Annotated in this window: 18 protein-coding genes and 2 pseudogenes; 11 read left to right on the top strand and 9 right to left on the bottom strand. The window is 71.2% G+C overall.

Features of this window, described 5'->3' with window-relative positions; genetic code table 11:
- Positions 1-30: 30 nt before the first annotated feature.
- The gene (locus IE177_RS26085; RefSeq protein WP_190017870.1) at positions 31-495 is read right to left on the bottom strand and encodes a DUF3093 domain-containing protein; all 465 of its coding nucleotides are present in this window, start codon (positions 493-495) and stop codon (positions 31-33) included.
- A gap of 58 nt (positions 496-553) precedes the next feature.
- Between IE177_RS26085 and IE177_RS26080 the strand changes: the two genes are divergently transcribed.
- The 8 genes and pseudogenes from IE177_RS26080 to IE177_RS26045 all read left to right on the top strand — a co-directional run bounded on the left by IE177_RS26080 (position 554) and on the right by IE177_RS26045 (position 8,095).
- Positions 554-1,138, top strand: a complete 585-nt coding sequence (locus IE177_RS26080) for a PaaI family thioesterase (protein WP_190017869.1) — start codon at positions 554-556, stop codon at positions 1,136-1,138.
- On the top strand, positions 1,135-1,695 hold the full coding sequence (gene dut, locus IE177_RS26075) for a dUTP diphosphatase (protein WP_190017868.1): 561 nt from the start codon (positions 1,135-1,137) through the stop codon (positions 1,693-1,695). The genes IE177_RS26080 and dut overlap by 4 nt, the downstream gene beginning before the upstream one ends.
- Position 1,696: 1 nt before the next feature.
- Positions 1,697-2,461, top strand: a complete 765-nt coding sequence (locus IE177_RS26070) for a DUF3710 domain-containing protein (RefSeq protein WP_190017867.1) — start codon at positions 1,697-1,699, stop codon at positions 2,459-2,461.
- Between the two features lie 157 nt (positions 2,462-2,618).
- Positions 2,619-3,343, top strand: a pseudogene (locus IE177_RS26065) (hypothetical protein).
- Between the two features lie 219 nt (positions 3,344-3,562).
- Positions 3,563-6,118, top strand: coding sequence for an ATP-binding protein (locus tag IE177_RS26060; protein WP_190017866.1), 2,556 nt, complete (start codon positions 3,563-3,565; stop codon positions 6,116-6,118).
- A complete protein-coding gene (locus IE177_RS26055) occupies positions 6,115-6,801 on the top strand; it encodes a response regulator (RefSeq protein ID WP_190017865.1) in 687 nt (228 codons plus the stop codon). Before IE177_RS26060 ends, IE177_RS26055 begins: the two co-directional genes overlap by 4 nt.
- Before the next feature lie 112 nt (positions 6,802-6,913).
- Positions 6,914-7,312: an OB-fold nucleic acid binding domain-containing protein gene (locus IE177_RS26050; RefSeq protein ID WP_190017864.1), complete on the top strand. Its 399-nt coding sequence runs from the start codon at positions 6,914-6,916 to the stop codon at positions 7,310-7,312.
- A gap of 3 nt (positions 7,313-7,315) precedes the next feature.
- A complete protein-coding gene (locus IE177_RS26045) occupies positions 7,316-8,095 on the top strand; it encodes a DUF3159 domain-containing protein (protein WP_190017863.1) in 780 nt (259 codons plus the stop codon).
- Positions 8,096-8,267: 172 nt separating this feature from the next.
- Here the strand turns inward: IE177_RS26045 and IE177_RS26040 are convergent, their stop codons facing one another.
- The 3 genes from IE177_RS26040 to IE177_RS35500 form a co-directional block, all read right to left on the bottom strand.
- Positions 8,268-8,939, bottom strand: coding sequence for a potassium channel family protein (locus IE177_RS26040; RefSeq protein WP_190017862.1), 672 nt, complete (start codon positions 8,937-8,939; stop codon positions 8,268-8,270).
- Positions 8,939-9,610, bottom strand: coding sequence for a potassium channel family protein (locus IE177_RS26035; RefSeq protein WP_190017861.1), 672 nt, complete (start codon positions 9,608-9,610; stop codon positions 8,939-8,941). The genes IE177_RS26040 and IE177_RS26035 overlap by 1 nt, the downstream gene beginning before the upstream one ends.
- Positions 9,611-9,721: 111 nt before the next feature.
- Positions 9,722-9,856 (bottom strand): hypothetical protein, encoded by a 135-nt coding sequence (locus IE177_RS35500; RefSeq protein ID WP_268253182.1) that lies wholly within the window; start codon positions 9,854-9,856, stop codon positions 9,722-9,724.
- A 161-nt stretch (positions 9,857-10,017) separates the two neighbouring features.
- Here IE177_RS35500 and IE177_RS26030 point away from each other — a divergent pair, with 161 nt between their 5' ends.
- The gene (locus IE177_RS26030) at positions 10,018-12,069 is read left to right on the top strand and encodes an APC family permease (protein WP_190017860.1); all 2,052 of its coding nucleotides are present in this window, start codon (positions 10,018-10,020) and stop codon (positions 12,067-12,069) included.
- A gap of 113 nt (positions 12,070-12,182) precedes the next feature.
- A complete protein-coding gene (locus IE177_RS26025; RefSeq protein ID WP_190017859.1) occupies positions 12,183-13,511 on the top strand; it encodes a class I SAM-dependent RNA methyltransferase in 1,329 nt (442 codons plus the stop codon).
- Positions 13,512-13,962: 451 nt separating this feature from the next.
- On the opposite strand, the gene IE177_RS26020 is transcribed toward IE177_RS26025, so the two are convergent.
- The 5 genes and pseudogenes from IE177_RS26020 to kdpB all read right to left on the bottom strand — a co-directional run bounded on the left by IE177_RS26020 (position 13,963) and on the right by kdpB (position 20,830).
- Positions 13,963-15,921: an APC family permease gene (locus IE177_RS26020; protein WP_190017858.1), complete on the bottom strand. Its 1,959-nt coding sequence runs from the start codon at positions 15,919-15,921 to the stop codon at positions 13,963-13,965.
- A 155-nt stretch (positions 15,922-16,076) separates the two neighbouring features.
- Complete coding sequence (locus IE177_RS26015) at positions 16,077-16,439, bottom strand: hypothetical protein (protein WP_229816270.1); 363 nt, start codon at positions 16,437-16,439, stop codon at positions 16,077-16,079.
- A gap of 28 nt (positions 16,440-16,467) precedes the next feature.
- Positions 16,468-17,244 carry a GNAT family N-acetyltransferase gene (locus IE177_RS26010; protein ID WP_190017857.1) on the bottom strand — a complete coding sequence of 259 codons (777 nt, stop codon included), beginning with the start codon at positions 17,242-17,244 and terminating at the stop codon, positions 16,468-16,470.
- A 196-nt stretch (positions 17,245-17,440) separates the two neighbouring features.
- A pseudogene (locus IE177_RS26005) lies at positions 17,441-18,252 on the bottom strand (SDR family NAD(P)-dependent oxidoreductase).
- A 424-nt stretch (positions 18,253-18,676) separates the two neighbouring features.
- Complete coding sequence (kdpB, locus tag IE177_RS26000) at positions 18,677-20,830, bottom strand: potassium-transporting ATPase subunit KdpB (RefSeq protein WP_190017856.1); 2,154 nt, start codon at positions 20,828-20,830, stop codon at positions 18,677-18,679.
- 369 nt (positions 20,831-21,199) lie between these two features.
- On the opposite strand from kdpB, the gene IE177_RS25995 reads away from it, so the two are divergent.
- Entirely contained in the window at positions 21,200-22,525 is a 1,326-nt protein-coding gene (locus IE177_RS25995; RefSeq protein WP_506005065.1) for a GlnX family signal transduction membrane protein, read from the top strand.
- The last annotated feature ends 5 nt before the right edge of the window (positions 22,526-22,530 follow it).

Below are 22,530 nucleotides of genomic sequence, written 5' to 3'. Positions count from 1 at the left end.
GGGAGCAGGCACCCCAGGACCCGCGAGCCGCTACGCGTGCGCCTTGCGGGCCGCGTCGATCGCGGCCGCCAGCTTCTCCGGCTCACGCGTCGACAGGTACAGGTAGGGCGTCGGGTCCTCGGGATCGGTGACCTCCACGCGCAGCGCTCCGGGGATGTACGCGCGCAGCAGCATGAAGGCGCGCGTGTCCGCCTTGTGCGTCCGCCAGGCCCGGGCCTCCTCCGCGTCCAGGACCTCGCAGCCGCCCAGCGCCGAGACGGGGATCTTCGCCTCGCCCGCGATCAGCGAGTCACCCACGACCCGGATGCGCGGCGAGCCGTAGGCGCTGGCCACCACCGCCGCCGCGGCCGTGCCGCCGACCAGGCCGCCGAGCAGCGGCAGGGTGCCGAAGGGCAGCAGGATCAGGGCGAAGGAGACCCCCACGAGGAAGCTGATCAGCCACCACGAGTTGGGGGCGGTGAGGCGTTCTTCGTAGGGGGCGGCGGAGGGCTGCATGGAGCCAAGCTTGGCACGGGATCCGCATACCGCCGACGCGCGGGTAAGGTCTGCGCCTGTGAATGGTAGTTCCGCAAGCCTCCAGCCTCCCGCCGACGCGGTGACACCGGTCCGGCACCCCGACGCGCCCGCGCCCGGGGAACTCCTCGGCGCCCACTACGAGCACTGTTTCGGCTGTGGCCCCGGGCAGCCGCACGGACTGCACCTGGAGGCCCGGGCCGGCGAGGGCGTCTCGCTGACCGCCGAGTTCACCGTCCAGCCCGCCCATCAGGGCGCCCCCGGCCTGGCGCACGGCGGGGTGCTGGCCACGGCCCTGGACGAGACCCTCGGCTCGCTGAACTGGATGCTGCGGACCATCGCCGTGACCGGACGGCTGGAGACCGACTTCGTACGGCCCGTGCCCGTCGGCACCACGCTGTACCTGGAGGCCGAGGTCACCGCCGTCGCCGGACGGAAGATCTACTGCACCGCCATCGGGCGCATCGGCGGCCACGGCGGACCCGTGGCGGTCCGCGCCGACGCCCTCTTCGTCGAGGTCAAGGTGGATCACTTCATCGACCACGGCCGCGAGGAGGAGATCCAGGCGGCCATGAGCGACCCCGACCAGGTCCGGCGTGCCCGCGCCTTCGAGGTGAACCCGTGAGCGGTGGATCCCGCCGGGAACTCGGCGTACTGATCCGGCGCGTCGACCCGGACGTACCGCTTCCGGCGTACGAACACCCCGGGGACGCCGGGGCCGACCTGCGCACCACCGAGGCGTGCGAGCTCGGGCCCGGGGAGCGGGCCGTGCTGCCCACGGGAGTGTCGATCGCCCTCCCCGAGGGGTACGCGGCCTTCGTGCACCCGCGGTCCGGCCTCGCGGCCCGCTGCGGTGTCGCCCTCGTGAATGCCCCGGGGACGGTTGACGCCGGGTACCGTGGGGAGATCAAGGTGATCGTGGTGAATCTCGACCCGCGCGAGTCCGTGCGGTTCGAGCGCTTCGACCGGATTGCCCAACTGGTCGTCCAGCAGGTCGAGAGGGTCCGCTTCCGCGAGGTGGCGGAACTTCCCGGCTCGGCGCGGGCCGAAGGGGGCTTCGGGTCCACCGGTGGCCATGCCGCGGTGGGCGACGAGAGCGGCACAAGCGGTCGGGCCGCCGAGGGCGGTCCGACGGGTGGGAATCGATACGCTTCGGTCGTATCCGACCGGGAAGGACAGTGACGTGTTCGGACGTCGCAAGAAGAAGGGTGCCGCCGAGGACGCGGCCGGCGAGGCCGAGCAGGTCGTCGACAGCGTCGACACCGAGGCGGACGAGGAAGTGGAGGCCGAGCGCGAGCGCGTCCGGCTGGAGCCCGGGCCCCGGCCCGACGGGCCGTGGGACAGCGATGAGGTGCGCGACCCGGGCGAGGGCCGCGTGGATCTCGGCGGGCTGTTCGTGCCGGGCGTCGACGGCATGGAGCTGCGGGTCGAGGTCGCCGGTGACGCGATCGTCGCCGCGACCGTGGTGCTGCAGGACAGCGCCGTCCAGCTCCAGGCGTTCGCCGCGCCCAAGCGCGAGGGCATCTGGGGCGAGGTCCGCGAGGAGATCGGGGCCGGCATCACCCAGCAGGGCGGCATCGTCGACGAGGTCGAGGGTCCGCTGGGCTGGGAGCTGCGGGCCCAGGTGCCGGTGCAGCTGCCGGACGGCACGGGCGGCTTCCAGGTCGTCCGGTTCATCGGCGTGGACGGGCCGCGCTGGTTCCTGCGCGGTGTGATCTCCGGCCAGGGCGCGGTGCAGCCGCAGGCCGCCGGCCTGCTGGAGCAGATCTTCCGCGACACGGTCGTGGTCCGCGGCGAGGGTCCGATGGCGCCCCGTGACCCGATCGTCCTCAAGCTGCCCAACGACGCCCAGATGGTCCCCGAGGGCGTCCAGCAGGAGGAGGGCTCGCGCTTCTCCGGCGGCATGGGCCAGCTGCAGCGCGGACCGGAGATCACCGAGGTCCGGTAGCGGAGTTCCATGAGGGCCGCACCCCGCCGGGGTGCGGCCCTTTCGTGTACGCACTCGCGCGCGAGCCCTTGACGGGGCAATGGTCTGTACCTACGGTCTCCGGTCAACGCCTCGTTCATGAGGGCGCTCCGTGTTCACGGACGAGAACGGAGTCACCGTGCGCCGTACCCCACTGCTCGCCGTCGTGACCTCCCTGCTGCTGGGCGTCCTAGCGGCCCCCGCCGCCCGCTCCGCCCCCGCCGCCCGCTTCGCCCCCGCCGCCTTCGCCCACCCCGGAGTCACCGTCTCCCAGGGCCAGCTGGATTTCGCCCGCGGCAAGGTGCTTGCCGGCGCCCAGCCCTGGAAGGGTGCCTTCGACCAGATGCTGGCGAGCAGGTACGCCGACCCCGCACGGCCGCCTACGTCTACCTCGCCTCCGACGGCGACCTGCCGAAGACCGTGCCCAGCCAGAACCTGAACACCCGCGACAAGATCGTGGCCTACTGGCAGGGCCAGTCCACCTTCGTCACCGGGCTCACCCAGGAGACCTGCCGGGACCTCACCCACACCGGCTACGGCATCTCCGCCATCTCGCACATCGCCGAGACCAGCCGCATCCAGGGCCGGGACCTGTACGGCACCGACGTCGGGGAGCGGCTGCGGCAGGCGCTCGGCTTCCAGTCCGGGTACCAGCTCGGCGCCGCCGTCCCCGGCTGGCTGTGCGGTGGCACCCTCAAGCCCGGGCTGGGCCCGGTCACCGAGGTCGGCTACAACGCCCTGCACAACCGCCGCGGCGTCGCCATGACCAGCACCGGGGCCCTGACCCTGAACAACCGCCCGGCCGGCAGCAACAACCTCTTCGTCGCCTGGGAGACCCTCACCCACGGCGACAACCCCTCCTGACCGCCGCCCCGGCCACCGAGCGGCCTGGCGCCCGGCGGCACCGGCGCCCGGCCCGTTCGGCAGGCCGACCGTGCGGCCCTCGAACACTCCGCTGACCAGGCCGCTCATCAGGGTTGCGTCAAAGATGCCCGCCACCCGCCCCCATCCGCCCGTTCACCGTGCCGGCCGGCCGTAGGGTCGACGCTGCGTAGGCGGCAGTCACCGGAAGACAATGGGGCAATGGCACGCGGCAAGCTTCGGATCTACCTCGGCGCGGCACCGGGCGTGGGCAAGACCTACGCCATGCTCTCCGAGGCCCACCGCCGCTTCGAGCGGGGTACCGACTGCGTCGTCGCGTTCGTCGAGCACCACGACCGGCCGCGCACGAAGACGCTGCTCCACGGCCTGGAACAGGTGCCGCGCAGACAGCTGGAGTACCGGGGCGGCACCTTCGGCGAGATGGACGTCGACGCCGTGCTGCGCCGCGCGCCCGCCGTCGTCCTCGTGGACGAGCTCGCCCACACCAACATCCCCGGCTCCCGCAACGCCAAGCGCTGGCAGGACGTGCAGGAGCTGCTGGCCGCCGGCATCGACGTCGTCTCCACCGTCAACATCCAGCACCTGGAGTCACTCGGCGACGTCGTGGAGTCCATCACCGGGGTGCGGCAGCGCGAGACCGTGCCCGACGAGGTCGTACGCCGGGCCGACCAGATAGAGCTGGTCGACATGTCGCCGCAGGCCCTGCGCCGCCGCATGGCGCACGGCAACATCTACCAGCCGGACAAGGTCGACGCCGCCCTGTCCAACTACTTCCGGCCCGGCAACCTCACCGCACTGCGCGAGCTGGCGCTGCTGTGGGTGGCCGACCGGGTCGACGAGTACCTGAACGAATACCGCAGCGCCCACCGGGTCTCCCGGATCTGGGGCTCCCGCGAGCGTATCGTCGTCGGGCTGACCGGCGGCCCCGAGGGCCGCACGCTCATCCGGCGCGCCGTCCGGCTCGCCGAGAAGGGCGCCGGCGGCGAGGTCCTCGCCGTCTACATAGCCCGCAGCGACGGCCTCACCTCGGCCTCGCCCAAGGAGCTGGCCGTCCAGCGCACCCTCGTGGAGGACCTCGGCGGCACCTTCCACCACGTGGTGGGCGACGACATACCGGCCGCGCTGCTGGACTTCGCCCGGGGCGTCAACGCCACCCAGATCGTGCTGGGCTCCTCCCGCCGCAAGGCCTGGCAGTACGCCTTCGGACCGGGGGTCGGCGCCACGGTCGCCCGGGAGTCCGGACCCGACCTCGACGTGCACATCGTCACCCACGAAGAGGTCGCCAAGGGCCGCGGACTGCCGGTGGCCCGCGGCGGGCGCCTCGGGCGGGCCCGGATCGTCTCGGGCTGGGCGGTCGGCCTGGCCGGTCCCGCGATCCTCGCGCTGCTGCTCAACACCGTGGACCTCGGCCTCGCCAACGACATGCTGCTGTTCCTGGCCGTCACCGTCGCCGCCGCGCTGCTCGGCGGCCTGCTGCCCGCCCTGGCCTCGGCGGCCTTCGGATCGCTGCTGCTGAACTACTTCTACACACCGCCGCTGCACCGGCTGACCGTCGCCGACCCCAAGAACATCGTGGCCATCGTGATCTTCTTCGGAGTCGGGATGTCGGTCGCCTCGGTGGTGGACCTCGCCGCCCGGCGCACCCACCAGGCCGCCCGGCTGCGCGCCGAGTCCGAGATCCTCTCCTTCCTCGCCGGCAACGTGCTGCGCGGCGAGACCAGTCTGGAGGAACTGCTGGAGAGGGTCCGCGAGACCTTCGCCATGGAGTCGGCCGCCCTGCTGGAGCGGGCGAGCGACGTCGACCCGTGGACCTGCGCCGGCCGGGCCGGCTTCGGGCGCCCGCTGGAACGCCCCGAGGACGCCGACGTCGACATGCCCGTCGGCGACCACATGGCCCTCGCGCTCACCGGCCGGGTGCTGCCCGCCGAGGACCGCCGGGTGCTCGCCGCCTTCGCCGCACAGGCCGCCGTCGCCCTCGACCGCAGGCGCCTGCAGGAGGAGGCCGACCGGGCCCGCACGCTGGCCGAGGGCAACCGCATCCGCACCGCCCTGCTGGCCGCCGTCAGCCACGACCTGCGCACCCCGCTGGCCGGCATCAAGGCCGCCGTGTCGTCCCTGCGCTCCGACGACGTGGCCTGGTCCGAGGAGGACCGGGCGGAGCTGCTGGAGGGCATCGAGGAGGGCGCCGACCGCCTGGACCACCTCGTGGGGAACCTCCTCGACATGTCCCGCCTGCACACCGGCACCGTCACGCCGCTGATCCGGGAGATCGACGTCGACGAGGTCGTCCCGATGGCGCTCGGGGGCGTACCCGAGGACAGCGTCGGCCTGGACGTGCCCGAGACGCTGCCCATGGTCGCCGTCGACCCCGGGCTGCTGGAGCGGTCGGTGGCCAACCTGGTGGAGAACGCCGTCAAGTACAGCCCGCACGGGCAGCGCGTCCTGGTCTCCGCCAGCGCCATGGCCGGCCGGGTGGAGGTGCGGGTGGTGGACCGCGGACCGGGGGTGCCGGACGAGGCCAAGGACCGCATATTCGAACCCTTCCAGCGCTACGGCGACGCCCCGCGCGGCGCCGGCGTCGGCCTCGGTCTCGCGGTCGCCCGCGGTTTCGCCGAGGCCATGGGCGGCACGCTGAACGCCGAGGACACGCCGGGCGGAGGGCTCACCATGGTCCTGAGCCTGCGGGCGGCAGGATCGCGTTCCGGACCACTCCGCCTCGAGGAGTCCGGCGAAGAACCAGAAAGGCAGGCCCTATGACCCGGGTGCTCGTGGTCGACGACGAGCCGCAGATCGTGCGCGCCCTCGTGATCAATCTCAAGGCGCGCAAGTACGAGGTCGACTCGGCCCCCGACGGCAGGACCGCCCTCGAACTCGCCGCCTCCCGCCACCCCGACGTGGTCGTCCTCGACCTCGGCCTGCCCGACATGGACGGCGTCGACGTGATCAGGGGGCTGCGCGGCTGGACCCGCGTCCCCGTTCTCGTCCTGTCCGCCCGCCACTCCTCCGACGAGAAGGTCCAGGCGCTGGACGCGGGCGCCGACGACTACGTCACCAAGCCCTTCGGCATGGACGAACTGCTCGCCCGGCTGCGGGCCGCCGTACGCCGGGCCGAGCCGGCCGGCCCGGGCGAGGGCGACCTGACGACCGTCGAGACGGAGGGCTTCACCGTCGACCTGGCCGCCAAGAAGGTCAACCGCGGCGGCAAGGACGTCCGGCTCACGCCGACCGAGTGGCACCTGCTGGAGGTCCTGGTGCGCAACACGGGCCGCCTGGTCGGCCAGAAGCAGCTGCTGCAGGAGGTGTGGGGACCGTCGTACGGGACGGAGACGAACTACCTGCGCGTCTACATGGCCCAGCTGCGCCGGAAGCTGGAGACGGACCCGTCGCACCCGAAGCACTTCATCACCGAGCCGGGGATGGGGTACCGGTTCGAGGTGTGAGGGGCCGGAGCGGCGTGCCCTGCGAGTCGCGTGAGCCGCGGGGCGGCCGTGCCCCGGATCGCGAAGCGAGCTGGCTTACAGTCCTTTCGGGCCACCCCGGTACGCTTCAGGTATGACTGCTGTTCCCCGCTCCGAAAAGCCGGCCGGCCGGTTCCGGCGCATGCTCGACCGGCTCTCCTCGTCACAGGAGGACCTGGAGTCCGAGGAGCTGCGCGAGGACGCCGAGACGGCGGGCTGCACCAGGATCGGGGACTGTCGTGACCGGCAGATCGTCACCGTAACTGGTACCTTGCGCACGGTCACCCTGCGCCCGCGTGCGGGAGTTCCCGCCCTGGAGGCCGAGCTGTTCGACGGCTCGGCCGCACTGGACGTGGTCTGGCTCGGCAGGCGCTCCATCGTCGGTATAGAACCGGGGCGCAAGCTGATCGCATCGGGCCGGATCTCCATGAGCCGGGGCCGCCGGGTGCTGTTCAACCCCAAGTACGAACTGCGACCCCTCGGACGGGAGTAGCCGGTGACGTCCCTCGACAAGCCGACCGAAGGCACCGACCAGACCACGGTGGACGACGCCCGCGCGGTGACCGAGGCCGCGCTGTTCGAGGCGTTCGGCGGTGTCCGCGGCATGGTCGAGACGGTCCTGCCGGGACTGCTCTTCGTCGCGATCTTCACGGTCGACAAGGACCTGCACCTGTCGGCCATCGCGGCCCTGGCCGTGTCCCTGGTCCTGGTCGTGGTCAGGCTGGCCAGGAAGGACACCGTCAAGCACGCCTTCAGCGGGGTGTTCGGCGTGGCCTTCGGCGTGCTGTTCGCGATGTTCACCGGCAACGCCAAGGACTTCTACCTCCCGGGCATGCTCTACACCCTGGGCCTTGCGGTGGCGTACATCGTCACGACCCTCGCCGGTGTGCCCCTGATCGGTCTGATGCTGGGCCCGGTCTTCAAGGAGAACCTCTCCTGGCGCACCCGCAACCCCGGCCGCAAGAAGGCCTACGCGAAGGCCAGTTGGGCCTGGGGTCTCATCCTGCTCGCCAAGTGCGCGATCCTCTTCCCGCTGTACTGGTGGTCCGACACCACCAAGCTCGGCTGGGTCCTCATCGCCCTGAAGATCCCGCCGTTCCTGCTCGCGGTCTGGCTCACCTGGGTCTTCCTCGCGAAGGCGCCCGCGCCGATCGACGTGTTCGCGGAGATGGAGGCGGAGGAGAAGGCGGCCGAGCAGAAGGCGGCCGTGGAGGAGGCGGACGAGGAGAAGGCGGGCGCGGAGGCCACCGGCGGACGGCACCGCCGCGAGGCCTAGGGCCTTAGCCCAGGGCCTTCGCCTCAGGGCCTTCCTGGCCTTCCGGCCGGCTTCGCACCCCCTCACGAACAGCCGTCGTACGACCACGGACAGCCCTCGTACGACGACGAGAAGGGCGCCCCTGACGAGCAGGGGCGCCCTTTCCGCACGAGCGGGTCCGGCGGGGACGGGGTCAGTCCTCCGACCGCCGCACCGACAGCAGCTCCTCCAGCTGCTCCTCCCGGGCCTGCGCGGCCACGAAGAGCAGTTCGTCACCCGGCTCCAGGGAGTCCTCCTTGGAGGGCGTCAGCACCCGGGTGCCGCGGATGATCGTGACCAGCGAGGTGTCCTCCGGCCACTCCACGTCGCCGACCTGGGTGCCGGCCAGCGCCGACTCCTCGGGCAGCGTCAGCTCGACCAGGTTGGCGTCGCCGTGGCTGAAGCGCAGCAGGCGGACCAGGTCGCCGACGCTCACCGCCTCCTCGACCAGGGCGGACATCAGACGCGGGGTGGAGACGGCGACGTCCACGCCCCAGGACTCGTTGAACAGCCACTCGTTCTTCGGGTTGTTCACCCGGGCGACGACGCGCGGCACGCCGTACTCCGTCTTGGCGAGCAGCGAGACGACCAGGTTGACCTTGTCGTCGCCGGTCGCGGCGATGACGACGTTGCAGCGCTGCAGCGCGGCCTCGTCCAGGGACGTGATCTCGCAGGCGTCGGCCAGCAGCCACTCCGCCTGGGGCACCCGCTCCACCGAGATGGCGGTCGGGGCCTTGTCGATGAGCAGGACCTCGTGGCCGTTCTCCAGCAGCTCGCCCGCGATCGAGCGGCCGACGGCGCCGGCTCCGGCAATGGCGACCCTCATCAGTGACCGCCCTCCTCTTCCGGGCCCTCGGCGAACGCCGCCTCGACCTTCTCGACGTCGTCCGTCCGCATCATCACGTGCACGAGGTCGCCCTCCTGCAGCACCGTCTGCGAGGTGGGCAGGATCGCCTCGCCCAGGCGGGTCAGGAACGCCACCCGGACGCCCGTCTCCTCCTGCAGCTTGCTGATCTTGTGGCCGACCCACTTCGGGGAGGCGTGCACCTCGGCGAGCTGCACCCCGCCAGTGGGGTCGCGCCACAGCGGCTCGGCGCCCGAGGGCAGCAGCCGGCGCAGCATCTGGTCGGCGGTCCAGCGCACCGTGGCCACGGTGGGGATCCCCAGGCGCTGGTAGACCTCGGCGCGGCGCGGATCGTAGATACGGGCGGCCACGTTCTCCACACCGAACATCTCGCGGGCCACGCGGGCGGAGATGATGTTGGAGTTGTCACCGCTGGAGACGGCGGCGAAGGCGCCGGCCTCCTCGATGCCCGCCTCGCGCAGGGTGTCCTGGTCGAAGCCGACCCCGGTGACCCGGCGGCCCCCGAATCCCGGGCCCAGCCGGCGGAAGGCGGTGGGGTCCTGGTCGATCACGGCGACCGTGTGTCCCTGTTGCTCCAGGGTCTGGGCAAGAGCGGAACCCACTCTTCCGCAGCCCATGATGACGATGTGCACGACCGTCCTTCCGGTGTCCAAAAGTGACTGCTCAGCCTCAGGGTCTCAGACCGACGCCCAAAGCTACACATGGACGGTTCGGGGCGGGCACCCGCGTGTGCCGTTCCCCGCTCACGGGTGCGGTTCGCCGTCGGGGAGCAACGACGGCGCCCTGCGGCGAGTGATGCTGCGCACGCTGCACAGGGTCAGGATTCCGAGGCCGACGAGGGCGACCGTGGCCCCGATCAGCTCAGCGGTCGCGGGCATGGAACCTCCCAGACACGACGACGGGCGGGATTTGTCATCTAGACACGGCGGGCGGTCCCGCCACGGAATCCGCAGATCCTGTGATGCTCGAGTTCACTCGTGGGGCAGATGTGGGACGGCGACTGGGCGGCAGCCTGTTCGAAGGCTTACGATCCTCTCTCGTGTCCAAACTGACCGACGTGCCCAAACGGATTCTGATCGGGCGCGCACTGCGCAGTGACCGGTTGGGCGAAACGCTCCTGCCGAAGCGCATCGCACTGCCCGTCTTCGCCTCCGACCCGCTGTCCTCCGTCGCCTACGCGCCGGGGGAGGTCCTGCTGGTCCTGTCCATCGCGGGCGTGTCGGCGTACCACTTCAGCCCCTGGATCGCCGTCGCGGTCGTCGTGCTGATGTTCACGGTCGTCGCCTCCTACCGGCAGAACGTCCACGCCTACCCGAGTGGCGGCGGCGACTACGAGGTCGCGACCACCAACCTCGGCCCCAGGGCCGGGCTGACCGTGGCCAGCGCCCTGCTCGTCGACTACGTCCTGACCGTCGCCGTCTCCATCGCCTCCGGCATCGAGAACCTCGGCTCCGCGATCCCCTTCGTCGTCCAGCACAAGGTGCTGTGCGCGGTCGCCGTGATCGTGCTGCTGACGCTGATGAACCTGCGCGGCGTGAAGGAGTCGGGCAAGCTCTTCGCGATCCCGACGTACGTGTTCGTCGGCGGCGTCTTCATCATGATCGCGTGGGGAGCCTTCCGGGGCATGGTCCTCGGCGACACCATGCGGGCCCCGACGGCCGACTACCACATCAAGGCCGAGCACCAGGGCCTCGCGGGCTTCGCGCTCGTCTTCCTGCTGCTGCGGGCCTTCTCCTCCGGCTGTGCCGCGCTGACGGGCGTGGAGGCCATCTCCAACGGCGTCCCGGCCTTCCGCAAGCCCAAGTCGAAGAACGCGGCGACCACGCTCGCGATGATGGGCCTGCTGGCCGTCACCATGTTCTGCGGCATCATCGCCCTCGCCATGTCGACCAACGTCCGCATGGCCGAGCACCCGGCCACCGACCTGATCCACAACGGCAGCCCGGTCGGCTCCGGCTACGTGCAGAACCCGGTGATCTCCCAGGTCGCCGAGGCGGTGTTCGGCAAGGGCAGCTTCCTGTTCGTCCTGCTGGCCGCCGCCACCGCCCTGGTGCTGTTCCTGGCCGCGAACACGGCCTACAACGGCTTCCCGCTGCTCGGCTCGATCCTCGCCCAGGACCGCTACCTGCCGCGCCAGCTGCACACCCGCGGCGACCGCCTGGCCTTCTCCAACGGCATCGTGCTGCTCGCCGGCGCGGCGACGCTGCTGGTCGTCATCTACGGCGCCGACTCCACGCGCCTGATCCAGCTGTACATCGTCGGCGTGTTCGTGTCCTTCACGCTCAGCCAGACCGGCATGGTCCGGCACTGGAACCGCCACCTGGCGGTCGAGAAGGACCAGGCCAAGCGCCGCCACATGGTCCGCTCCCGCGCGATCAACGCGTTCGGCGCCTTCTTCACCGGCCTGGTGCTGGTCGTCGTCCTGGTCACCAAGTTCACGCACGGCGCCTGGGTGGCCCTGCTGGGCATGTGCATCTTCTACGCGACCATGACCGCCATCCGGAAGCACTACGACCGCGTCGCCGAGGAGATCGCGGCCCCCGAGGGCCCCAGCGACGACAGCGTCCGCCCCTCCCGTGTGCACTCGGTCGTCCTGATCTCCAAGATCCACCGCCCGACGCTGCGCGCCCTGGCCTACGCCAAGCTGATGCGCTCGGACACCCTGGAGGCGCTGACGGTCAACGTCGACCCGGCCGAGACCAAGGCACTGCGCGAGGAGTGGGAGCGGCGCGGCATCGACGTACCGCTGAAGGTCCTGGACTCGCCGTACCGCGAGGTCACCCGCCCGGTGATCGAGTACGTCAAGGGCCTGCGCAAGGAGTCCCCGCGCGACGCGGTCTCCGTGATCATCCCGGAGTACGTGGTCGGCCACTGGTACGAGCACCTGCTGCACAACCAGAGCGCCCTGCGCCTCAAGGGCCGCCTGCTGTTCACGCCGGGCGTCATGGTGACCTCGGTGCCCTACCAGCTGCAGTCCTCCGAGGCGGCCAAGCTGCGGGCCCGCAAGCGGCAGGAGTGGAACGCGCCGGGCGCGGTCCGGCGCGGCCCGGCGGTGGAGAGGCCGAAGGAGCCGTCGGCGTCCAAGGACTGAGGCCTGGCGGGAAGGCCGTAGACTGGTGGGCTGTTGTCAGGCCCCACCGGTCTGCGGCCTTCTTCCCCTCGAGTTTGTCCCGTTTCCCCCTCGCGAGCTGGAGTCACCCCACCATGCAGACAGAACCGACGAAGTCTCTGGTGGGCGAGGAGTACGAGGTCGAGGTCGGCCCCGTCGCCCACGGCGGCCACTGCGTCGCCCGTACCTCCGAGGGGCAGGTCCTCTTCGTGCGGCACGCGCTGCCGGGCGAGCGGGTGGTGGCCCGGGTGACCGAGGGCGAGGAGGGCGCCCGCTTCCTGCGCGCGGACGCGGTGGAGATCCTCGAGGCCTCCAAGGACCGCATCGAGGCCCCCTGCCCGTTCGCCGGACCCGGCCGCTGCGGCGGCTGCGACTGGCAGCACGCCAAGCCGGGCGCCCAGCGCCGCCTCAAGGGCGAGGTGATCGCCGAGCAGCTGCAGCGGCTCGCCGGCCTCACCCCCGAGGAGGCGGGCTGGGACGGCACGGTGATGCCGGCCGAGGGCGACAAGCTGCCGGCCGGCCAGGTCCCGCAATGGAGGACGCGGGTCCAGTACGCGGTCGACGCGGACGGCAACGCCGGCCTGCGGCGCCACCGCTCGCACGAGGTCGAACCGATCGACCACTGCATGATCGCCGCGCAGGGCGTCAGCGAACTCGGCATCGAGGACCGGGACTGGTCCGGCATGGCCTCCGTCGAGGCGATCGCCGCGACCGGTTCCCAGGACCGCATGGTGATCCTGGAGCCGCGTCCCGGCGCCCGGCTGCCGCTCGTCGAGCTCGACAGGCCCGTCTCCGTGATGCGCGTCGACGAGAAGGACGGCGGCATCCACCGCGTCCACGGCCGCGCGTTCGTCCGCGAGCGCGCCGACGACCGCACCTACCGGGTCGGCAGCGGCGGCTTCTGGCAGGTCCACCCGAAGTCGGCCGACACCCTCGTCAAGGCCGTCATGCAGGGCCTGCTGCCCCGCAAGGGCGAGATGGCCCTCGACCTGTACTGCGGAGTCGGCCTCTTCGCGGGCGCCCTCGCCGACCGCCTCGGCGAGAAGGGCGCGGTCCTCGGCATCGAGTCCGGCAAGCGGGCGGTGGAGGACGCGCGGCACAACCTGGCCGGCTTCCCGCGGGTCCGCGTCGAGCAGGGCAAGGTCGAGTCGGTCCTCCCGCGCACGGGCATCACGGAGGTCGACCTCATCGTCCTCGACCCGCCCCGCGCGGGCGCCGGCCGCGGCACGGTCGCCCACCTCACCTCCCTGGGCGCCCGCCGCATCGCGTACGTCGCCTGCGATCCCGCTGCGCTGGCCCGGGACCTGGGCTACTTCCGCGAGGGCGGCTACCGGGTGCGGACGCTGCGGGCGTTCGACCTGTTCCCGATGACGCACCATGTGGAGTGCGTGGCCATTCTCGAACCCACTACAAAGGGGCTCTGACCTGCGAGTCTTCCTGGATGGCCGAGGCGCGTCGGCGGTCCTCGACCTCTTTCCCGAAGTGCACGAGGTGGAGCAGGCCGCGTGCCGGACGGACGTCCCTGACCTGCGGCTTCGATCAGCGACGGGAAGGTGGGCGCGCGGTGACCGTGGTCTTCGCAGCGTCCCCGCGAGGCAGTTCTGACGCTCATGTGACGCTCGCCCTGATGGAGCGTCAGGCTGTGTGCGAGGCCCGAGGTGTGGTTCGCGCGTCGAGTCGCCCGGAGCACGGCAATGGGCGCCCGCATCAAGAAGATGAACGGCGGTCCGTGCCGCCGGGGCTGCTGGAGCATGTCGGTACGAGCCACCTGTGCACCGGACTGTGGTCAGTGAGTGACCACTGCCCGTCGGTGTGGACGATTGCCGACCTGTTCCGAATCTTGACGGGATCCTGACGCGGCCGCGGGGCCGGTCCTCAGCCGGTGTGCACGCGCGGGCGCCTGACGCGGTTCGGTTCCGCCTCGCGCAGCACCTCGCGGGTGACCGGGGCGACCTCGCCCTGGCCGAAGAGGAAGAAACGCAGGAAGTTGGCGAAGGGGCTGCCCTCGGTCCACTCGAAGTACATGTGCGGGGTGCAGCCCGTCATGTCCCGGACGTGGAGGAGGAGCGCTGCGAGGGCGTTGGGGATGGAAGAGGACTCCACCGTCAGGACGCGGTAGCGGTTGTGGAGGACCTCGCCGCGCACGGTGAGGCCCGCCTCGAACTCGGAGGGGTCGGTGACCGTGACCTCGACGAAGACGAAGTCCTCCTGCTCGGGCATGTCGTTGTCGGCGCGGATCTGCTCGACCTTGTCGCGGTACTCGGCCTTGTCCCGCACACCGGGCTCGTTGGCGATGAACCGGATTTTGCGGCTGGACATGTCACGGATGAATCGTTCCGCCATGTCGTCCAGTTCGACGTGCGTGACGCGCAGCTCGAAGGCACGGGCCAGCCGAGACGCCAGGGAGATGAGAATGATGCCGACGATGAAGCAGGCGCCGATCTTCACACCGTCCGGGCGCTCGATGACGTTGGCGACGGTGACGTAGAGCAGGACGGCCGAGATGATGGCGAAGCCGACGGTCCAGCCGCGCTGGGCGGCCCGGCGGGCGGCGATGGTCACCGCGATCGCGGCGGAGGACATCAGGACCAGCACGCCGGTGGCGTAGGCGCCGCCCTGTGCGTCGACGTTGGCGTCGAAGATCCAGGTCACCAGGAAGGCGATCAGCGTGAAGACGATCACCATCGGGCGCACGGCGCGGGCCCAGTGCGGGGCCATGCCGTAGCGGGGCAGGTAGCGCGGCATCAGGTTGAGCAGGCCCGCCATCGCGGACGCGCCCGCGAACCACAGGATGGCGATCGTCGAGAGGTCGTAGACCGTGCCGAAGGCGTTGCCCAGGTACTCGTGGGCGAGATAGGCGAGTGCACGGCCGTTGGCCTGGCCACCGGTCTTGAACTCCTTCGCCGGGATCAGCACCGTGGTGATGAATGCGGTGGCGATCAGGAACACGCTCATGATGAGCGCGGCGGCCGTCAGCAGCTTCTTGGTGTCCCTGATCCGGCCCTTGGGCTTGTCCTCGGTGTCATCCGGGTCGCCCTGGACGTGCGGCATGACCGCGACGCCGGTCTCGAAACCGGACAGACCGAGGGCGAGCTTCGGGAAGACCAGCAGGGACACGCCGATCATGGCGAAGACGTTGCCGTGCTGGGTGGTCAGGGCGCTGGTCCAGTCGGTGACGACGTGCCCGGCGGTCAGGACGTGCCAGAAGCCGACGACCACGACGACGGCGTTCAGGCCGAGATAGACCACGACCAGGGCGACGGCGACGCCGATCGCCTCCAGGAAGCCCTTGAGGAACACCGCGCCGAGCAGGGCCACCAGCAGCAGAGTGATCAGCATCTGCTGGCCGTGCAGCACGTTCGTCAGGTGCGGGTTCTCGATGAGGTGGGTGGAGGCGTCGGCGGCCGAGAGGGTGATAGTGATCAGAAAGTCCGTGGCGGCGAAGCCCAGCAGGGTCAGGACGAAGAGCTTGCCCTTCCAGAAGGACAGCAGCCGTTCCAGCATGGCGATGGAGCCCTCGCCGTGGGGGCTCTCCTCGGCCACCCTGCGGTACACCGGGAGAGCGCCGGCGAGGGTGACGACGACGAGGACGAGGGTGGCGATCGGGGAGAGCAGGCCGGCCGCCAGGGCGGCGATGCCGGGCTGGTAACCGAGGGTGGAGAAGTAGTCGACGCCGGTCAGGCACATCACCCGGTACCAGCGCTGACCCGTGTGCGGGGGCTCGGGCTCGGCGTGCGGGCCGGTGTGGCCGCCGTGCTTGCCCATGTCGGACAGGCCCTCCAGCATCCAGGTGCGCAGGCGGCCGGTACTGGGAGGGTGTTCGGTGGTGGCCATGGACGTGCTCTCCTGGTGTGCGGCTCAGCGTGGGGTTCCGGCCATCACACGGACGGCCGCACCAGCGTAAGCAGGGAGTGACGCATGGGCCCACCTGTATGTCCGCTTAACGCGTCAAGACCGCGTTAAGGCCGAGCGCGTCGCGCGCCGCGCCTTCAGGGCCGGACACGCAGCGTCATGTCGTACGACGTTTCCCTGCCGCCCCGCAGCAAGGTGATGCGGATCCGCAGGCTGGTCGCGTCCGGATGCGGGGACGGATGTCCGCTGAGGCTCCCGTCGGTGCAGGTGCCGTCCGGGTGCGTGCCGTAGGCGCCGCCGCGGTCGTCGTACTCGTTGCCGAGGTCGTCCACGGCCTTCAGGACCGGGCGTAGGGGGGGCTCGTCGCCGGACTCTGGCAGCGGGGGCGTGATCCGGTAGTGGAGCGTGAAGGAGTCCTCACCGCGCTTCAGCCGGGTGATCGTGAGCTCGTGGCGGCCTTCGAGGATCGGCAGGGTGAGGAGCGGGGGCTTCCTGGTCACGGGAGTCTCCTTCTTTCCGGGGTGATCGCTAGGCGCTGAGCCGAGGGTGTGACACCGGGCTCCCCGCCGCGTAGTGGACGTATTCGCGGACCAGGCGGAAACCGGCGTTCCAGGCCAGCAGGCGGCTGGCGCGGTTGTGGAGGGAGCAGTTCCAACTGGGTGTGTGGCCGCGAGCCGTGATGTCCGCGCACAGGGAGGTGACGCAGGCCAGCGCGAGGTGGTGGCGCCTGCGGTCGGGGACGGTGTAGACGGCCACGTCCTCGTAGCCGGTGCCACGGAAGTAGGTGCAGGCCACAGCGAGGATGCAGCCGCTGCGGCCCACTGCGGCCCAGGCGTGGCCGGAGGCGGTGAAGCCGCGCGGGCCACCCCAGCTGGCCGAGAGCCAGGAGGCGTCCGGGCCGAGTTCCTGCACCGCGTCTGTGTCCGCCGGCTCCAGGCGCCGTACGGTCACGGAGTGCGCGACGGTGGCGGGCTGGGGCGTGGCCTGGAGGGTCCAGATCATGCGCTCCCAGGGGGTGAGCCGGTCGAAGGCGGCACCGAGGGCGGGCAGGAGCCGGGCCGGGGCTTCGACGCGGTTGCCGGCCAGCGAGGCGAGGAGTTCTGGCGTCAGGTCTTCCGGGTTGCCGCGCAGTACGACGTGGCCGGCGCAGGAGACGGCGACCGTGCTCGGCTGGACGGGCCGGTCGGCCCACCACCGGCCGACACCCGTGGCCAGCACGTGTTCGCCGATGGTGGCGGGGCCGGGTGAGTTCGTGGGGAACCAGCGCGCGAGTGCCCGGCGGTCCGGCGGAGAGATCGGGATCATCAATGCCTCGTAGAGGGTGGGAGATGGGACACGGATCGGACGGGCGACGGGGATTGCCGCTCCCTGTCGCCCGCCCCGGGGGTGCCGCGGTCAGCCCTGGCCGGCCTTGCTGCCGTGGCTGGTCTTCTTCTTGCGGCGGTCCTTCTGCTTGCGGGCGCGCTTCGACATGTACAACTCCCTCTGTCTCGACCGTTCTTCAGGCGGCGTTGCGGCCGACCAGCAGATCCGCCAGCTTGTTGAGGCGTTTGACCGTGCGGTCCTCGGTCGCGGCCGGGGCCGGTTCGACGCGCGCGTCGCGGTCGTAGTAGGCGCCGTTGACGATCTCGACGGCCGGGTCGCAGAGCCGGACCACGTGCGCGGCGCCCTCGGCCGCTGAGCCGCACTCGTGCGAGTACAGGGGCAGGAGCGCGGTGTCGCGACTTCCGGGTGGACGGAGACGGCGGTGACGCGCGGGTCCGCGGTGAAGACGGTCAACGCGAGCTGGGACTGCGCGTAGACGGCGAGGCGGGAGTAGCGGCGGGCGCGGTTGGGGTCGGCCCACTGGATGGAGGCGGTGCGGTGCAGGGAGGAGGAGACGTTGACGACGCGGCCGCCCGGGTCGCTGGTGAGGGCGGGTCCCAGCAGGCAGGTGAGGAGGTAGTGGGCGAGGAAGTTGACCTGGAAGGCGATCTCGTTGCCGTCGGTGGTGACGGTGTGCCGCTCGGGGGCGGCCATGCCGGCGTTGTTGACGAGGACGTCCAGGTGCGGGTGTTCAGCGACGATCGTGCGGGCGAGGGTCCCGACTTCCTCCAGGTGAGCGAAGTCAGCCGAGTAGAGCGCGAGTTGGTTGGCATCGACTCCGGCTGTAGCGATGAGGCGGTCGGCGGCGGCACGGGCCTCCTCGGCGGTACGGCCGTGCAGCAGCACGGTGGCGCCGCGCTCGGCGAGCTGCCGGGCGGTTTCGTAACCGATGCCGGAAGTGGCGCCCGTGACCAGGACGGTACGGGACGAAAGGGCGGAGGTGGGCATGATCCGATCCGGGGTTGTGGGCATGCCGACGCCACCTGGTGAGGGGCGGTGGGCGTGCGGTGGAGAAGGTGAATCGAGGGGCGCCGGGAGCCGATCACGGCGCCCCTCGAGTCTCGGAAAGCGGCGTCGGCGGGACGCGTCGCCGGTGCGGCATGGCGTCGGCGGGACGCGATGCCGGCGTGGCGCGGGCGCTTCCGGTCAGCGCGGCTGACGACGCGACTGCCGAGCGAAGCGAGATGGGGGCACCCCCGGCCGAAGGCTGGGGGAGGGACTCGGCGGCCGGTCGAGGAGGAGCCAGGCGCTGTTCACGTCATCCATGGAAGCCGTGCCGCACGGGCGGGGCAAGCCGAAATCCCCTTTTCTGACGGGGCTCTGACGTGCGCATACGGGACCTTGACGGGCGAGCCAGACGGGTGGGCGGGGCTCAGCCAAGGCCGGGCACCTGGGAGATCAGCAGGTCGATCAGCTTGATGCCGACGAAGGGCAGGACCAGGCCGCCGAGGCCGTAGACGAGCAGGTTGCGGCGCAGCAGGTCGTGGGCGGAGGCGGGGATGTAGCGCGCGCCGCGCAGGGCGAGGGGGATCAGGGCGATGATGATCAGGGCGTTGAAGATGATCGCGGAGGTGATCGCGGAGGTCGGGCTGTGCAGGCCCATCACGTTCAGCGACTCCAGGCCCGGGTACGAGCCCGCGAACATGGCCGGGATGATGGCGAAGTACTTCGCCACGTCGTTGGTGATGGAGAAGGTCGTCAACGCTCCCCGAGTGATGAGGAGTTGCTTGCCGATCTCGACGATCTCGATGAGCTTGGTCGGGTTGGAGTCGAGGTCGACCATGTTGCCGGCCTCCTTGGCGGCCGACGTGCCCGTGTTCATCGCCACGCCGACATCCGCCTGCGCGAGCGCGGGCGCGTCGTTGGTCCCGTCACCGGTCATGGCGACCAGCTTGCCGCCCTCCTGCTCCTGTTTGATCAGGGCGAGCTTGTCCTCGGGGGTGGCCTCGGCCAAGTAGTCGTCCACACCCGCCTCTTCGGCGATGGCCTTGGCGGTCAGCGGGTTGTCACCGGTGATCATCACCGTGCGTATGCCCATGCGGCGCAGTTCGGCGAAGCGTTCGCGGATGCCGTCCTTGACGACGTCCTTGAGATGGATCAGGCCGAGGACGCGCGGTCCGTCCCAGTCGTGCACCGCGACCAGCAGCGGTGTCCCGCCGGAGGCGGCCACGGCGTCGGCGTACCGCCGCGCCTCAGGCGGCACGTGGCCGCCGTACATCTGCACCCAGTCGATCACCTGCTGCGCGGCCCCCTTGCGGATGGCGCAGACGGCTCCGTTGTCCCAGCGCAGGTCGACGCCGCTCATCCGGGTCTGTGCGCTGAAGGCCACCCAGCGGGCGTTCGCCAACTCACCTTCGGCGGGGCCCCGCAGGCCGTACCGGTTCTTCGCCAGGACGACGACGGAGCGGCCCTCCGGGGTCTCGTCGGCCAGCGAGGACAGCTGGGCCGCGTCGGCGAGCTGCCGCTCGTCGATGCCGGGCAGCGGGACGAAGGCGGCGGCCTCCCGGTTGCCGAGCGTGATGGTGCCGGTCTTGTCGAGCAGCAGGGTGTTCACGTCCCCCGCAGCCTCGACCGCCCGACCCGACATGGCCAGCACGTTGCGCTGCACCAGCCGGTCCATGCCGGCGATGCCGATCGCGGACAGCAGGGCGCCGATCGTCGTCGGGATGAGCGTGACGAGGAGCGCGACCAGCACGGTCGTGGTCTGGGCGGCGCCCGCGTACTCGCCCATCGGCTGCAGGGCCACCGCGACCAAGAGGAAGATGATCGTGAGGGAGGCGAGCAGGATGTTCAGCGCTATCTCGTTCGGGGTCTTCTGCCGGGAGGCTCCTTCGACCAGTGCGATCATCCGGTCCAGGAAGCTGTGCCCGGGGCGTGCGCTAACTCGTACGACGATCCGGTCTGACAGGACCGTGGTGCCGCCCGTGACGCCGCTGCGGTCCCCGCCCGACTCCCGGATCACGGGCGCGGACTCACCCGTCACGGCGGACTCGTCGACGGCGGCGACTCCATCGATCACGTCGCCGTCGGCCGGGATCATCTCGCCCGCCTCGACCACCACGACGTCCAGCGGTTTCAGTTCGGTGGCGGCGACGGCCTCCGTGCGGGCGGTGCGTGGATCGGTGCCGTAGCTCCAGTGCAGCAGCCGCAGCGCCACCGTGTCCGTGCGGGCCCTGCGCAGCGACTCCGCCTGTGCCTTGCCGCGGCCCTCGGCGACCGCCTCGGCCAGGTTGGCGAAGACCACTGTCAGCCACAGCCACAGGCTGATGACCCAGGTGAAGACGGCGGGATGGAGCAGCGCCGACAGCGTGGTCAGGACCGCCCCGACGGACACCACGAACAGGACCGGGTTCCGGACCAGGGTGCGCGGGTGCAGTTTGCGCAGCGCCTCGGGGAACGAGCGGACGAGCTGGACGGGTTCGAACAGCCCGCTCGGCGCACGGCGTCTCCGCCGTCCCTCCGGTCCGGGCCGGGCCGCGCGCTCGGGACGGGACGGGGAAGCCTGCTCGGGGGCAGCGGGAAGCATGGACACCTTCGTGTCTTGTCGGGGGAATCGGACAGCCGGGGATCGGACAGCCGGGGATCGAACGGAGTGGGCGGTCCGTGCGGTGCCGGGGCCCCGGCACCGCACGGCGGCGCACGGACGCCGGCGAAGAGGCGACGACAAGGCGTCCTGCGCGGGCGTGTGCCCCCTCGGACACACACCGGGCCGCCCCCGCGTCACAGCGGAGTGGGGACTCCGCCCGTCGTGCGGGGCCACGGACGTCTGTTGGGCCCTGACGTTCATGGCTCCAGCGGCGGCCGACAGCGAATCTAATGCCGCTCGCCGCTCCGACCGGCGTGGCGGACACAGAATTTGCGGCACTCATACGGCGCCGCGCAGGCCGCCGTCAAAGTGCCGTCAAACAAAGCTGATTCGCCATCAGGGAGCCGTCAAGACGAGCCATGGGTGGCCGAATCCGGTCGCAGACTGATCACCAACGGGGGACGGGCGACCGTCCGTGGCGGTGACGTTGGAGGGACCGTGACACTCACGGCCGGATCAGCGCAGGGTCCTCGGACCGAGCAAGGAGCACCGCCACGGACTGTGGTCGCCCAATCCGGGGGCAGCCCCGGACCGCGAAGACGAGGGTATTCGCGGACGGCCGGACCGGGTCCGGGGCTGCGCCCGGGGGAGCGGTCCGACGAGAAGACCGTGGAGAACCTGACCGACGACTTCGCCGACTACCAGGAGCTGATAGGGCGCGCCCTGGAGAACGACGGGCACGCCGGCGGCAAGCCGGCCGCCCGGGCTGGCTACCGCAAGGCGACCGACCTGCTGCAGGGCAGGCTGCTGCCCGAGTCCCGCACGCTGGTGTCCGCCAACGACCGCGCCTTCGACGCCGAGTACAGCGCCGCCCGCTCCACGCTCTCCGCGCAGCTTGCCGCCACCGCCGCGCTGGGCCTGCTCCTGCTGGCCGCCCTCGGCATCCTCCAGTGGTACCTGACTCGGCGCTTCCACCGGATCCTGAACCCGCCCCTCCTCGCCGCGACCGCCTGCGCCCTGCTCGCGGTGGTACTTGGCGCGCAGATGCTCACCTCGTCGTCCGGGAACCTGCGCGGCGCACGCCGTGACGCCTTCGACTCCGTCGTCGCGCTCTCGCGCGCCCGCGCCATCGCCTACGACGCCAATGCCGACGAGAGCCGCTACCTCCTCGACCCGCGGCGCCGCGAGCAGTACGCGCAGTCGTTCCTCGCCAAGTCGCAGAAGCTGTACGGCATCCAGCGCGAGACCCTCGACACGTACGACGCCGGGCTGGCCACCAGCTGGCGGGAGTACCGGACCGACCGCCACGACCTGCGCTTCACTGGCGAGTTCCGGCGCGAGCTGGACAACATCGCCTTCCCCGGGGAACGTGCCGCGGCCGAGAAGACCGTGGAGACGTACGCCGTCTACCAGCGCGACGACCGCAGGATCTGGGCACTGCTGGCGGCCGGGAGGGAGCGCGAGGCGGTGGAGTTCTGCATGGACTGGAAGCCCGGCACCTCCAACGCGCACTTCGGCGCGTGGATGGCTGCCCTGGACAAGGTGACGGACATCAACCGGGCCCACTTCACCTCCTCGGTGCGGGACGGCCGCGGGGCGAAGAGCGGCCTGCTGCCCTGGGCCGGCACCCTGCTGCTCGCGGCGATGGCGTTCACCGCGCTGGGGCTGCGGCCACGGCTGGCGGAGTTCCGCTGACGCCG

The sequence above is a fragment of the Streptomyces lucensis JCM 4490 genome (genome assembly GCF_014650035.1).
Taxonomy (GTDB): Bacteria; Actinomycetota; Actinomycetes; order Streptomycetales; family Streptomycetaceae; genus Streptomyces; species Streptomyces lucensis.
The sequence above is the reverse complement of the archived record's forward strand: the minus strand, read 5'-3'. Positions and strand labels throughout refer to the sequence as shown.